Here is a 13,319-nt window from a genome sequence, read left to right as displayed (position 1 = left end):
GTTTAATCATTAAATTAAAATAGCTAACTTCCTTTGCTCTGATGAAGTTGTTTCCTACCTGAAACAGGGCAGGGGGCGTGCGAGACTATGTGAATGGAGCTTTCAATACAATTCTTCAGGTAAAAGGGTGACATTTCGATGACTATGCTCAAGAGCATTAATCAGGAGGATCTGCGCAATCACAACCTCTCTGTCATTATTGACACTATTCTGCGTGCTCCACGGCCTATGAGTCGAGCAGACTTGGCGAAGGCTACCGGTCTGACTAAGGCTACTCTGTCTCTTTTGGGTGGAATGTTGCTGGAACAGGGGGTGGTATGTGAGCTGAAACCTGAAGTGAGTCTGTCTGGGTATGGCAGACCAAGCACTCCGCTAGCAGTGGCTGCTGATAGGTGGGCTGGTGTTGGTCTGCAAATTAACACTGATGGTTATGGCTGTTTGGCCCAAGACTTAAACGGTAGTGTTATTGATGTCCGGTGGGTTGACAGTGACATGCGAGGGGCCAATCCAGATGATATTTTTGACCAACTTGACTCCATGGTTCGATCCCTGGTATGTCAGATAAAGCGAAAAGGTATCACTATCACAGGCTATGGTTTAGCTCTTCCTGGGCTTGTGACTGACGACATGTACTTGCTTATGGCACCGAACCTAGGTTGGAAGCATCTTAATTTAGGTGCCTATCAACTGGTTCGTCGACTAGATCTCATAGCTGGTAATGAGGCAAAAATGGCGGCTATGGCACAAATTCCTGGTTATGCGAGCCAGTACCGGTACTCTAGTGAACCTGCTGTGGCAGTAAAGGGAAGACTAAGCCCATCGGATTCGTTTATGTATATTTCCACAGACATCGGTATTGGAGGAGCCGTAGTTCGTAGTGGAGTGATTGAAACGGGGGATCGCGGGTTCGCTGGTGAGCTAGGGCACGTTTCTGTTGACTTGCATGGACCATCTTGCCGGTGTGGGCGCCATGGCTGTTTGGAGACTTATGCTGGTCGTACAGCACTGGTGGAAGCAGCGGGAATTGCTTCGGGCAGGGAAGCTGTTAATGCTAAAGCAGTTGAGGAACTATTTCAAAGGTGGGAAGATGGGGATAACCAAGCTGTCTGTGCTGTCAACCGAGCTGTAGATGCCCTAGTTTCGGTTATGGCATCGGCGATCAATCTGGCCGACATAGACACCGTTATGATAGGTGGATTTTGGTCTCATTTTAGTCGTGATCTGATTAAGACCCTTGAAGGTCGTCTTGCCTCACAGATAGTGGCTAGGGACAGGGTTTCTCCTAGAGTTCTCCTGCCAGAAGTAGCGGATAGACCTGCTTTGAGAGGTGCTGCACTAGTTGGTTTGCGTCAATTCGTGGATAACCCTCTGGCTTATTTCCACCTGTAAAACTCGTGCAGATGAAAATGAGCCAAGAGGGTTGACGGTTGTGTGTTTACTTGCCTTGTTGGGCAAGGTAGTCAGGCATGTGCGAGGGATATGCAGGCCATGCGCCAGACTGGGTGCACACAAAAGCGGCTGTGTTGACTGCTGCCCTATGTGACTCGGTTAAAGACTTTCCATTGAGCCTGTTACTAGCGAAAGTACCGGAAAATGCATCACCAGCTCCAACGGTGTCGGCCACTGGTACTCGGGGGGTAGGCAACGTAGAAGAACTACCGTCAGCTAAGTAGATAGTGGAATAGGAACTGCCGGCTGTGAGCACGATGGTATTCAACTGGTACTGTTTAAAGAACCAGGAGCACAGTTCGCTATCAGTTTGGCCAGGAATAGCGAACATGTCCCGCAGTTGGACCAGTTCTTCGTCGTTGAGTTTGAACATGTTTGCTGTGTGTAAGAGCTGCTCTATCAATTCCTTCGAGTAGTAGCTTCCTCGCAGATTAATATCGAAAAAGCGCATAGCATCGGGGCGCGTTGATTCAAGTAATGAGCAAAATGTTTTTTGGGACTGCTGGCTGCGCATGCCGAGGGTTCCGTAGCAGACAGCATCGGCTTTGGCTGCCAGTGCTGTTAGGTTGTTTGTGAGTTCCATGTGGTCCCAGGCCACGTCTTCTTTGAAAATATATTCTGGGATGCCTTCGGTGAGTTGAACTTCTACCGTAGAAGTGGGCCAATGGTTGTGCTGGAGTCGAGCGTCTACACCAGCTTTGGACACAGCATCCTCTAGTTCTTGGCCCAGATCGTCTTCTCCTACAGCGCTGATGGCGTAACCTTCAGCACCGTTTTTACTGGCGTGATAACTAAAATTGACTGGTGCCCCACCGGCTCGTTTACCGGAAGGGAGTACATCCCATAGTATTTCTCCCAGGCTCAGTACGATTGGCTTGTTCATATGTTGTCCTTCCTTGGTAGATGCCCCTTTGTTTGGTTTGCAGGCGGCATCGTTGTTGTGTGTGATTGTTGTTTACCTACTGAGTTCATTGTTCGTTTTTGTACTAGACGGGCGAAGTAGGTGGGGTATAAGAGGAAGTTACTGACTGCAACGGCAGCAGCTCCCATGAGTGTAGCGTCTGCTGGAAGATGTGAAAGGCAAATGTGAGTTTGATTGTTTAATGCCGGAAGAGCACGTTTGGCGACTATTGCTCTCACTCTTTCCAATAGCGGTTGTCCAGCTCCGGCTACAATGTCTCCGATCACAATATGGGCAGGGTTGAAGGCGTTAACGATGTTTACGCATCCATATCCAACGTAATCGGCTATGTGCTCCACTAACGTTTGAGCGAGCTCATCACCCTGTTCTGCCCTGTAAAACAGAAGTTGACAGGCAGCTGCATGGTTAAGGTTTGAAGCGTCAGCTAGATGACTGACATAGGGTGGTTGGCACATGGCTTGGTGGATAGCAACAGCTGAGCAGTATCGCTCTAAGCATCCTTGGTTTCCACATTCACAGGTTTTTCCATTTATATCAATAGAGATGTGTCCTAATTCAGTAGCTCCGCCCTGAGCGCCGTTGATAAGATTCCCTTGCTCAATGACCCCTAAACCAACACCTTCTCCTACTAAGTAATAAGCGAGATTTGTAGAAGAAAAGGCTGGGACGAACAGACTTTGAGCCAGTGCTCCCGCACGAGCATCTTGCTCAATAAAGGTGGGCACAGTAAAAGCGTCATTAAAGGCTTCAATGAAGTTAATCCCACGCCAGCCCTGCATGGATGTTACTAAAGCAATTCGCCCTTCGTTGCGTAAATATGGTCCGGGTACCGCTATACCTACGGCGATGATAGTAGGATCACGGTTGATAAACTTCTGTACTTCGATTTGTACATCCGTAACCGCTTTAGGTATGGAGGCCTCGTTGATTGACGGTAATTCCATCAATTGTAAGGGGTGTCCAGCCAAGTCGAAAAGTCCAATTTGAATCCTGCTTCTGGCAAATTTTACAGCGCAAACTTTATATCCTTCGTACTTGAGCCGTAAACCTATTGATCGTCTGTTACCGGCTCCAGGCATGTCCCCGACTTCTTGGATAAGCTCCTGGTCAATCATGCGTGCTGCTAATTTAGAGATAGCTGGTGCCGTAAGATGAAGAGCTCTGGCAATTTGTGCTCGCGATAGAGTTCCTTGCTGATGAAGGGTTTTGGCGATTTTTGCCTGATTTATCTCAGCTTGTGAGCGGGGAATCGGATCTATTGCGGTTTGTGTCACATCTGCTTCCTTGGAGAACGATCACACTATGTTAACAATGTTTATATAGTAACAGCGTTAACATAATCTTGCAAATAAGTACATCTTTCAGCTCTTCTTGACGACTGTGTGCAATTTCAGTCAGTAAATTGTGTAATAGGAGTTTCCTGTCAGTTATACTTATTGGAGTGCCATTTTATTGAAAAGAGTGTGCGGTGCGTGGAAGTTTATGCATGCTGGGGAGCTGTGTGAGCTGTACTCACATCGAGTAGACAAATGAAGTCTGATGGTCATTGCACGGTGAAGGGGTGTGTGATGGTTGGTGTGGATCGGGAATTGGATGGTGTTGCCACTACTGCTGATGCTGCTAGTGCTGGTGCTTCTGGTGTTTCTCAGAGTGCTTCTTCTTCTTCTTCTTCTTCTGGTGGTGCTGTTTCGGGTGATTGGGCTGCATCTGTTCAGGATTGGGAGTGGATGTCTTCGATTATGTCTCGGGTGGTGCGGGTTATGCCGCCTGCTGGTGAGGGTGAGCGGGCTTTTTCTCGTGTTGGTGTGATGCGTAAGATCGTGTTTTATGGTTTGGTGTTTTTAGCTGCTTTTGCTTTTGGTTGGCTGGTAGTGTTTACTGATTCGCGATCATGGGTTCGTGACCTTGCCACGTTGGGTGTCCTAGTCGGGGTGCTTTCTGGTGCTGCGGTCGCTGTTTTTTTTATGGCGGTTTAACAAGAGTAAGGGTCGTCCTGGGTTTTGGTTTGTGTTGTTGTCGTTACCATTTTTTGCTGGTTTTGGTGTATCTTTTGGTTCTGGTGCGCGTTCTGATTTTGGTGTGTGGCGTTGGGTGATGGTGACGGTTGGTGTGTTGGTGGTGGGGGCTTTGTCGTGGTTTCGGTTGGTGCCGTTGGTGGTGCGTAATAGGTTGGGTGCTGGGGCTGTGATGGTGGTGTCGTGTGTGTTGCCGGCGTGGATGTTGGCGAGGGGTTCTGGTTCTGCTGGTGCTTCTTTGTTTTGGTGTGCTTCGGTGGGGTTGGTTGGTGTGTTGTGGTTTTTGCAGGATTTGTGGGCGATTGATCAGTGTGTTGATGCTGGTCGTGATGCTCGGTTTGAGTGGTTGGCTGCTTGGGCGTTACTGTTCGATTTGTTGACTTTAGTTGCTGCTTTGCTGCGTTCCACTAGTGATAGTGATAATGATTGATGCCTGCTGTACTGGTTATGGCTTGAGTATTGGTTACAATGGTTGTGGTCTCGGGGGAGGGGTGCTGTTCGTTGCAGTGATGCACGAGGCAGTATGAGCTGACAGTGCAGTAGGTAGGTAAGGAGGATAATATGTCTATTGCATTATTTTCAAAGAAGCCTCGTCGGGTGGACATGATGAAGGGATTCGATGCCATGCCTGATGCGACCTTGCAGGAGTGCTTGCAGAGGCCTTTTTATCTGTTTGCTCGAGGTAAAGGGCGTGCCTGTCGTAAAGAGATATGGATGTTTAGTCTCTTTGTATGGATTATGACTAGAGGACTATCTGGTTTGTTTGGTTCTGGTGTAGGAGTCATTCTTTCCGGGGTATTTTCTCTCGTCATGTTTGTTCCGCAATGCGCCTTGACGGTTCGCCGTTTGCATGATGTCAGGTTATCGGGTTGGTTGGCCGTGATACCACAGGGTTTGTCTGTTGTGGCAGTTATTTTATTGTCAGGTTTAGATAAATTTGACGATCCTTCCCCCTTAACCATTATCGTCTTATTGGTAGCTGTTGTGTCACAACTGGTGATTATGTGCCTGCCGTCTCGTTACCCTCAGACAGCAGCAACGAAAGAGAATGCTGATATGGCTTACCTCGGTCAGGAAGTACCTGTTGATAACAGCATGGGAAACTGAACATAAACGCAAATAAGTGATAAAAGCCTATAATAGTTCTAGTTTAGAGCATAGATGACTTGCTTTCTGTGGGAGCCTGCACACGTTATAGGTCTTTTCACCTTTTCAAAGACAGGAGCACAGCTAGTTGCTGGTGCAGACAGAGTTATCGATGCTGTAATCGCATATAAACTGCTTGGTCAGTACATGTGCCTACATGCATATATGCCAGATGAGGTGTCTGTCTCGTGACTGACCTGCTCCATCATATAATTGGTTGTTGAGAGTATATGAGTAGACCATCCTACCGTTTGATCACAAGTGACATGAACGATAGGATGGTCTACTCACTTATTATTACTTTTCCGTAGTGGGTTGCTCGGAGTTATTACAGTCGCTGAGACCGCCATAAAATAGAGCATGTGTATCCCCACCGTTAGCATTGTCGATATATTGTTGAACTATGCTCAAGCGTTCTACCGTTGACTCAGCTAACGGTTCAGGTAGTTGTGCAGGTGAGAACCAGCCTACTTCTAGACTCTCATCGTCGCCTACGAATGGTTCTATGTTTCCAGATGGGTCAGGCTTGCACAGGAAGAATATATCCATGTACTGTGTTTCATCGCCATTCTTGCAAATGATGACATTCTGAGACGATTTAATGCCTACCAGATCGGTGACAGTGATATCAACTCCGGTTTCTTCTTTCACTTCACGGACAGTGGTATCTGCTGGCTGTTCACCCGGTTCATTTATTCCCGAAACTAAAGCCCATTTACCACTGTCAGCTCTTCGACCTAACAGAATACGACCATCTTCCCGCTGCACATATGCTGTTATCCCTATGAGCCAGAGGAGCTGATGACCTACCTGCTGACGCAGCTCGAGGATAAAATTTGGTGTTGCCATGTAATCTTCTTTACACTTGCTGGTGGTCTGGTGGTTTCCAAAATAATTTATTGAGCGCTATTTGCGCGCTGGGCCATCCATGCTTCAACTTCGTCAACAGTTTTAGGAATCTGCTGAGATAACCACTCGGGTCCATTCTCTGTCATGAGAATATCGTCCTCAATGCGCACGCCGATGCCACGGAACTCAGGAGGTACCATGAGGTCATTATCTTTAAAGTAGAGGCCGGGCTCGATAGTAAAAATCATACCTGGGGCAATGGCGGCACCTTGGTATGACTCATACCGTGCTTCAGCACAGTCATGAACATCCAACCCAAGGTGGTGGGCGCAGCCACAAGCGTGCCAGCGTCGATGTTGCTGGCCTTGGGGTGATAGAGATTCTTCCACGCTGACTTTGAGAATGTCCCATTCGTGCAGCCGGGTTGCAAGCACTTCCATAACTGCATGATGGATATCCGAATAAGTTGCACCAGGTTGAGCGGCTTCAAAACCAGCCTGCTGCGCTTCTAATACAGCTTCGTAAATCAGTTTTTGGAGGTCGGTGAATGTTCCACCAACAGGGAAGGTGCGAGTGATGTCGGCAGTATAGAGTGAATTCACTTCAACGCCTGCGTCTATGAGCAGGAGGTCACCTTCCTGGACAGTGCCATTGTTTCTCATCCAATGGAGGACTGGGGCATGAGAACCCGAGGCGATGATGGAACCATAACCTACATCGTTGCCTTCTTCGCGCGCATTAGCGTTGAAGACTCCCTCTAGAACTCGTTCAGAACGTGGCTGACCAACTACACTAGGCAGATGGGTGAGGATTTTATCAAAGCCATCCTTAGTAGCTGCAATAGCCTTGCGCATTTCGTTAATCTCATAAGAATCTTTGATCATACGAGCTTCTGAGGCAAATTCTTCCAGAACGTTGTCAGCAGCCTCATTCTTGTCGGGGCCTCCTATGCCATTGGACTTGCGGGCGCTCTCGACTTGTTCGGTGATGTGTTGGTCGGTATGTCTCATGACTCTCAAGCGCACGGCTGAGTCATCAGGGCCCAGGTCTTCAGTGATAGCATCTGAAAATTCAGCTATATCTCGGGTAGGTATGCCCGTCATTATAGCTAATTCGTCCAAACCTGCCCTGGGTCCTACCCAGTATTCACCATACTGGGAGGAACGGTAATAATCATGTGTGGACTGGTCGGCACGGGGGTGCACAAACAGTTGTGCTTGGTGAGTCATACCTGCTTTAGCTTCGGCTGATTCAGCCTTAACAGGGTTGAGGACTAAGATTGCGCCAGGTTCTAAATCTTCACCGAGACCAGTGTAGTAGGCAAATGCCGAATCAGGCCGAAAAGCATAGTCGTTGTCATTGTTGCGCGTCTTATAATCCCCTGCCGGAATTACTAAGCGTTCTCCTGGGAAGCGTTCTCCTAATTTCTTAAGACGATCTGGGACGTATGAACTTGACTCCAGTGGTGTTGCTGTTGCCTCCTGCTGGCCCCACCCCTGGGTCATAAATTCTTGAAAGACGGGTGAGTTAGGGCGCAAGGTTCGGTTATTGACTCGGTCAGTCATGTCCTGCTCGTTGATGTCGATCTCCGACTCATTTGGCGTTGTAGTACCTGCCATCATGTGCCTCCTCGGTTCTATGAATATAAGCTTTGCTCCCGCTCAACTCGTTGGTAAATATAGATGTACTACTTATTCTAGTGGCCTAGTGCGAAGTTGTATCTTTGCTTGAGGCCGATAGCTTGTGTGCCAGACCGAAGACAGCATAGAATAGGAGAAAGTACAGAGTATAGAGAGTTACGCTCATATAAGGCGCAAGGTGGAGGCAACAGGTTCTTTATGTCTTATGAATATCCCAACAGTCAAGGCCGTACAATCCAAGAGGTCGCACGTGAAATTATGGGACGTCCCACGGAGCACGATACGACGAATCTCAACATTGATCGTATGGAGGCCATTCTTGATTTGATGGGACATCCAGAGCAATCCTTTCGGGTTGTCCACCTAACCGGAACGAACGGTAAAGGATCAATCGCACGCATGACTGAAGCTCTGGCTAGGTCGTACGGACTGCGCACGGGTTTATATACTTCTCCTCATTTGGAACGAATTAATGAGCGCATTGCCATTGACGGACGTGAATTAGACGATGATGACTTTGTCGACATCTATGAACAAATCAAGGGTCTCGTCGCTATCGTAGATGATAAAGCCGTGCAAAAAGGCCAGGCTCCTATGAGTTTCTTTGAAGTGCTCACAGCCATGGCAATTTGGTCTTTTGCTGATGCTCCTGTGGACGTCGCCATCGTCGAAGTTGGCATGGGAGGTATGTGGGATGCAACTAATGTGCTTTCGGCAGACGCGGCAGTGATCGGTCCGATCGATATGGATCATATGCAGTGGCTAGGTAACACGGTAGAAGAGATAGCCGGTGAAAAAGTTGGAATTATTAAGCCAGATTCAACAGTAATTGTCAGTGCTCAGCCTCATGAGGATGTTATGCCAATTATTGAACAGGCGGCACATGACCGCCAGGCAACCAAAGTGCTCTATGATGGTCAGCAGCTTGAGGTCATCAGCCGCCAGCCGGCAGTTGGTGGTCAGGTAGTTACTTTGCGTACTCCTAGTGGAATATACGAAGATGTGCCAATAGACAAGTTTGGTGAGCACCAAGCACACAATGCTCTCGTGGCTTTGGCAGCGGCAGAAGTTGTTATTCCTGTCAATGGTGCCTTGGATGGGGGTATCGTTGCTGAGGCTCTTAGTCAGGTGAAGATTCCAGGACGCTTAGAGCAAGTGCGTTCTTCTCCGACAATCATTATCGATGGTGGTCACAATGTAAATGCAGCCCAAGCCTTACGAGAGACTATCGAAGAGAATTACGATTTCCAACAAGTGGTAGGTGTTGTCGCTATGATGCGCGACAAGCAAATTGAGGAGTATTTGGGTACTCTCGAGCCTTTATTGACCCAGATTGTCGTCACAGAAAACTCATGGGCAGAACGTGTCATGTCGGCAGATGAGCTGGAGATTGTGGCAAAAAAAGTCTTTGGATCTGACCGTGTAATCCGTGAGAATACTTTGCCTGATGCCATACAGAAGGCTGTTAATTTGGTTGATGAGGAAGATGATTTAGGGGTCGGCTATGGGCATGGAATTGTGGTCTGCGGTTCCTTTGTGACTGCAGGTGACGCCCGCTCCCTGCTCAAGGAGCATCACAATCCAGACCTAGAGAAACCCAAGGCTGAGAGGGTCTGATGTATTTAAAAGAACTCACCATTCGAGGGTTCAAATCTTTTGCCTCTGCTACCAGTTTACGTTTCGAGCCCGGTGTCACAGCTGTTGTAGGTCCCAATGGTTCTGGCAAGTCTAATATTGTGGATGCGCTCGCTTGGGTTATGGGGGAACAGGGAGCTAAAGCTTTACGTGGAAGCTCCATGGAAGATGTGATTTTTGCGGGAACTTCTTCTCGGCCCCCACTGGGTAGAGCGCAGGTAAGTTTAACCATTGACAATTCCGATGGAGTTCTCGATATTGACTATACTGAGGTAACGATTTCCAGAACTATCTTTCGTAACGGTGGATCGGAATATGCTATCAATGGCTCAGCATGCCGTCTGTTAGATATTCAGGAGCTTTTGTCGGATACCGGTTTAGGTCAACAGATGCACGTTATTGTGGGACAGGGTCGTTTAGATGCTATCCTGCATGCTGATCCTAGTGGACATAGGGCTTTTATTGAAGAAGCAGCCGGCATATTGAAACACCGTAAGCGCAAAGAAAGAGCGCTTCGTAAGCTGTCAAATACTGAAACCAACCTATCTCGGTTGGATGACTTGCTGGCAGAGATTCACCGGCAGATGGGACCGTTAGGCAGGCAGGCACGAGTTTCACGTAAAGCCGATGGTATTGAAGTGACTCTACGCGATGCACAAGCTCGTATCTATGCTGAAGATGCCGTGAATGTTCGACAGTCACTCTTGCAAGCCCGTGAGCAGCTTGGTCATGTTCGTAATGAATTAGTCCAAAGGCAACGCTCGCTGGCTGAAGTAAAACTGCGCATTGAGCAAGTCGAAGCGTTAAGCCAGGAGTCAAGTCCACAAATACGTCGCATTGACCAGGTTTGGCACGGTCTCAGTCAAATGCAAGAACGATACGCGTCGCTCATATCGATAGCGGAAGAGCGCTCTCGCTCTATCCGTGATCAAATAACTGAGACCAGTATTGGTCCTGATCCTCAGCTTCTCGAGAAGAGAGCTCAAGAGCTTGACCAACAGGCTGATCAGCATCAAGAAACCCTTGATGCTGCACGACTAACCTTAGATCAATGTGTGGAGGCCAGGGCAAGCCAAGAAAAGCAGTTGGCTGCTGCCCGGCAGACATTAACTGAGCTACAACAGACAGTGCGGCAAAGAGACGCCCAGCTGAGCAGTTTGCGCACGCTCGTGACCAAGGAAGAATCAGCGTTGGAACTTGCCAAAGAGAGGTTGAGAGATGGGCAAGAGCAAGGACAGTCCATCGAATCTCAACTACTGCAGGCTCGTAGCCAGAGCCAAACCTTGAATATGCTGGTACAGTCTGGCACGGATGAAGATTCACTTAAGGCACAGGAAGAGGCTGAGACCACAAGATCTCAAGCCCGGGAACGGTTCAATGTTCTAGAGAACGAGCGGCGTAAGCTTAACTCTGAAGTCATTGCCCTTCAGGCCAAGGCAGATGCCTTGTCTGATACCTTGCAATCACGGTCAGCTGTAGAACAGCTCGATCAGGACAGCAGCATTCGTATTCTTGGTAGGTTGGCAGATTTTATTCAGGTTGAAGATGGGTGGGAAGAGCCAATAGCGCACGCTTTGGCTGACTATTCAGCTGCTCTCGTAGTTTCTGACCAGCAGAGCTTGCTTCAGGCTCTGGCTATAGCCCACTCTGATCAATTAGGTAAAGCTGCCCTTATATATCCTCTCGAGCCTGAGAACGTCCAAGTAGCTACCCTGGAAGCAGAAGAGCATAGTGTTCACGGAGGTGTTCGTTCGGCCGCATCCTTAGTGGCGGTCAGACAGGGGGCAGACCAGCTGGAGCAAGCTCAAGGGGTACTTACTGCTGTTTGTCTCTTGCTGAGTAGAACCGCAGCCGTAGATGGACGACAAGAAGCTCAGGATGTGTTAGCAGCTGAGTCTGCTTCGGGCAAGCAAGGTTGGTGGGAGCAAGTGCTTACCCGTGAAGGTGATGTTTTTACCAGTTCGGGTGCTATTGGCGGATCAGGTCCAGCTACCAGTGATCTAGCTTTAGTAGCTCGAAGAGACAAGGCCTTATCTCAGGTCGCAGCATACAGGACCGCGTTAGATCAACAGCAAGCGAACCTAGACCAAGCTAAGAACGCACTAGCCGAGGCTGAACATGTTTTGGAGCTAGCTAAAGCAAAACGAACCGAGTCCAGACTCAAAGCTGAACAAGATAGAAAATCCCTTGCAGCTGCGAACGAGCTAGTAGGTAAGCTTGAAGTCAACTTGCAAACAAGTCACCAGCGAGCTGAAACACTACGGGAGGAAGTGGACGCCCACGAAGCCAAGCTATCTGATGTGCTGTCAGCACTGCAGCAAGCGCAGGAGAATGAATTTCAAGAGGTCAATGTGGAGCAGCTTTCACAGCGTGCACACAGCTTGGAAGAGGCCTTAGACCAGGCCAGAGCTCAGGAGATGGGTGCTCAGGTAGCATGGAATGAAGCTAAACAGAAGCACCAGTCCCTACTGAGACAAGCTCAGCTGTTGCGCGATCAGTCCAAAGATGCTTTTGAACGTAGGCAGCGGATAGCTGAACTTAACAGGAAGAGACAGGATCTCCTCGCTAGTTTGAAAACCGTTAGCCAGGATGCGCGCGATATTTCAGCTTGTATCGCCCATAGTCTGGAACAAACCAACCAAGAGCGTACACGACTTCAGTCTCAAGTGAGTAGTCACGATAGTGAACTCAAGGAATTACGTAAGCAGAGAGGAGAATTGGAACCCCAGGTCGAGCGTCTGCGTGACTTAGAACATCAGTTGGATATTGATAGAGAACGTTGGGCTACCAAGAGTGGGCAGATCACTCAGCAAATAAGTGACGATTTGGGAATGAGTGTGGATGAAATTATCAAAGATTATGGCCCAGATAAGCCTGTTCCAGTTTTAGATGCCACGGGTGCGCCTCTGCCAATAGATGGTGCAACAGGTGACAATGACAGTGATGAAATCTCACCAGATAGCTACCAAACTGTTCCTTATGTACGTGAGGAACAAGTGAAACGCTTGCAGCAGGCTAAACGAGATTTAGCAGCTCTGGGCAAGGTGAATCCTTTGGCAGCAGAAGAATACGAGTCTCTCAAACAGCGCAATCAGTATTTGAATGACCAACGCAAAGACGTGGTTCAGTCAAGGGATGATCTTATGGATTTGGTCAAGGAGCTCGATCAAACCATGGTGGATGTTTTCAAGTCTGCTTTTGACGACACTGCGACTGCTTTTGAGCAGATGTTCTCCACGCTGTTCCCCGGAGGCAAAGGGAGATTACGACTCGAAGATCCTCATGATTTGCTGACGACTGGTGTACTAGTTGAAGCAAGTCCGGCAGGGAAAAAAGTCAAACAGCTGTCGTTGCTTTCTGGCGGAGAACGTTCATTGACAGCTTTAGCTTTACTCTTTGCTATTTTTACTGCCCGCCCCAGTCCGTTCTATGTGATGGACGAGGTGGAAGCAGCTCTCGATGATAGTAATTTATCTCGTTTGCTTGCTGCTTTTAATCAGCTCAGGAAACGCGCTCAGCTTATTATCATCACTCACCAGCAGAGGACCATGTCGATAGCGGACGCTTTATATGGTGTTACCATGCGCTCAGATGGAGTTACTGCCGTGATATCGCAAAAACTATCGCAAGGGCACGAGGAAAGCTTATTAGTAGGATGAGCGT

11 protein-coding genes are annotated in these 13,319 nt (G+C 48.4%); 7 read left to right on the top strand and 4 right to left on the bottom strand.

The genetic code is table 11. The features are described 5' to 3' along the window. The first annotated feature begins 138 nt into the window (after window positions 1-138). On the top strand, window positions 139-1,389 hold the full coding sequence (locus tag BOCO_RS06845; protein ID WP_094723550.1) for an ROK family transcriptional regulator: 1,251 nt from the start codon (window positions 139-141) through the stop codon (window positions 1,387-1,389). 46 nt (window positions 1,390-1,435) lie between these two features. On the opposite strand, the gene BOCO_RS06840 is transcribed toward BOCO_RS06845, so the two are convergent. Together BOCO_RS06840 and BOCO_RS06835 are read right to left on the bottom strand one after the other, a co-directional pair. Beyond that, entirely contained in the window at window positions 1,436-2,332 is an 897-nt protein-coding gene (locus BOCO_RS06840) for a carbohydrate kinase family protein (RefSeq protein ID WP_094723548.1), read from the bottom strand. Then, window positions 2,329-3,645 carry an ROK family transcriptional regulator gene (locus BOCO_RS06835; protein ID WP_094723546.1) on the bottom strand — a complete coding sequence of 439 codons (1,317 nt, stop codon included), beginning with the start codon at window positions 3,643-3,645 and terminating at the stop codon, window positions 2,329-2,331. The genes BOCO_RS06840 and BOCO_RS06835 overlap by 4 nt, the downstream gene beginning before the upstream one ends. 294 nt (window positions 3,646-3,939) lie before the next feature. On the opposite strand from BOCO_RS06835, the gene BOCO_RS07500 reads away from it, so the two are divergent. From BOCO_RS07500 to BOCO_RS07495, 4 genes are all read left to right on the top strand, one after another. Beyond that, window positions 3,940-4,347 carry a hypothetical protein gene (locus BOCO_RS07500; protein ID WP_094723544.1) on the top strand — a complete coding sequence of 136 codons (408 nt, stop codon included), beginning with the start codon at window positions 3,940-3,942 and terminating at the stop codon, window positions 4,345-4,347. Window positions 4,348-4,378: 31 nt separating this feature from the next. Beyond that, on the top strand, window positions 4,379-4,816 hold the full coding sequence (locus tag BOCO_RS06825; protein WP_094723542.1) for a hypothetical protein: 438 nt from the start codon (window positions 4,379-4,381) through the stop codon (window positions 4,814-4,816). 131 nt (window positions 4,817-4,947) lie between these two features. Next, window positions 4,948-5,493: a DUF805 domain-containing protein gene (locus BOCO_RS06820; RefSeq protein ID WP_094723540.1), complete on the top strand. Its 546-nt coding sequence runs from the start codon at window positions 4,948-4,950 to the stop codon at window positions 5,491-5,493. Between the two features lie 54 nt (window positions 5,494-5,547). Beyond that, entirely contained in the window at window positions 5,548-5,724 is a 177-nt protein-coding gene (locus BOCO_RS07495) for a hypothetical protein (RefSeq protein WP_158520436.1), read from the top strand. Between the two features lie 105 nt (window positions 5,725-5,829). Here BOCO_RS07495 and BOCO_RS06815 read toward each other — a convergent pair whose 3' ends face one another. Together BOCO_RS06815 and BOCO_RS06810 are read right to left on the bottom strand one after the other, a co-directional pair. Beyond that, the gene (locus tag BOCO_RS06815; protein WP_094723538.1) at window positions 5,830-6,381 is read right to left on the bottom strand and encodes an NUDIX hydrolase; all 552 of its coding nucleotides are present in this window, start codon (window positions 6,379-6,381) and stop codon (window positions 5,830-5,832) included. A 47-nt stretch (window positions 6,382-6,428) separates the two neighbouring features. Continuing rightward, window positions 6,429-8,003, bottom strand: coding sequence for an aminopeptidase P family protein (locus BOCO_RS06810; RefSeq protein WP_094723536.1), 1,575 nt, complete (start codon window positions 8,001-8,003; stop codon window positions 6,429-6,431). A gap of 216 nt (window positions 8,004-8,219) precedes the next feature. Between BOCO_RS06810 and BOCO_RS06805 the strand changes: the two genes are divergently transcribed. Continuing rightward, window positions 8,220-9,638, top strand: a complete 1,419-nt coding sequence (locus BOCO_RS06805; protein WP_094723534.1) for a bifunctional folylpolyglutamate synthase/dihydrofolate synthase — start codon at window positions 8,220-8,222, stop codon at window positions 9,636-9,638. Then, window positions 9,638-13,315 (top strand): chromosome segregation protein SMC, encoded by a 3,678-nt coding sequence (gene smc, locus BOCO_RS06800; protein WP_094723532.1) that lies wholly within the window; start codon window positions 9,638-9,640, stop codon window positions 13,313-13,315. The genes BOCO_RS06805 and smc overlap by 1 nt, the downstream gene beginning before the upstream one ends. Window positions 13,316-13,319: the final 4 nt, after the last annotated feature.

This window comes from Bombiscardovia coagulans, from assembly GCF_002259585.1.
In the GTDB taxonomy this organism is placed as follows: Bacteria; Actinomycetota; Actinomycetes; order Actinomycetales; family Bifidobacteriaceae; genus Bombiscardovia; species Bombiscardovia coagulans.
Note: the sequence above shows the minus strand (reverse complement) of the source record. Positions and strands in the feature narration are given on the sequence as shown.

Coding starts and splice junctions, on each gene's coding strand:
- BOCO_RS06845 (WP_094723550.1), top strand. CDS start 139: ATGACTATGCTCAAGAGCATTAATCAGGAGGATCTGCGCAATCACAAC.
- BOCO_RS06840 (WP_094723548.1), bottom strand. CDS start 2,332: ATGAACAAGCCAATCGTACTGAGCCTGGGAGAAATACTATGGGATGTA.
- BOCO_RS07500 (WP_094723544.1), top strand. CDS start 3,940: ATGGTTGGTGTGGATCGGGAATTGGATGGTGTTGCCACTACTGCTGAT.
- BOCO_RS06820 (WP_094723540.1), top strand. CDS start 4,948: ATGTCTATTGCATTATTTTCAAAGAAGCCTCGTCGGGTGGACATGATG.
- BOCO_RS07495 (WP_158520436.1), top strand. CDS start 5,548: ATGACTTGCTTTCTGTGGGAGCCTGCACACGTTATAGGTCTTTTCACC.
- BOCO_RS06815 (WP_094723538.1), bottom strand. CDS start 6,381: ATGGCAACACCAAATTTTATCCTCGAGCTGCGTCAGCAGGTAGGTCAT.
- BOCO_RS06810 (WP_094723536.1), bottom strand. CDS start 8,003: ATGATGGCAGGTACTACAACGCCAAATGAGTCGGAGATCGACATCAAC.
- BOCO_RS06805 (WP_094723534.1), top strand. CDS start 8,220: ATGTCTTATGAATATCCCAACAGTCAAGGCCGTACAATCCAAGAGGTC.
- smc (WP_094723532.1), top strand. CDS start 9,638: ATGTATTTAAAAGAACTCACCATTCGAGGGTTCAAATCTTTTGCCTCT.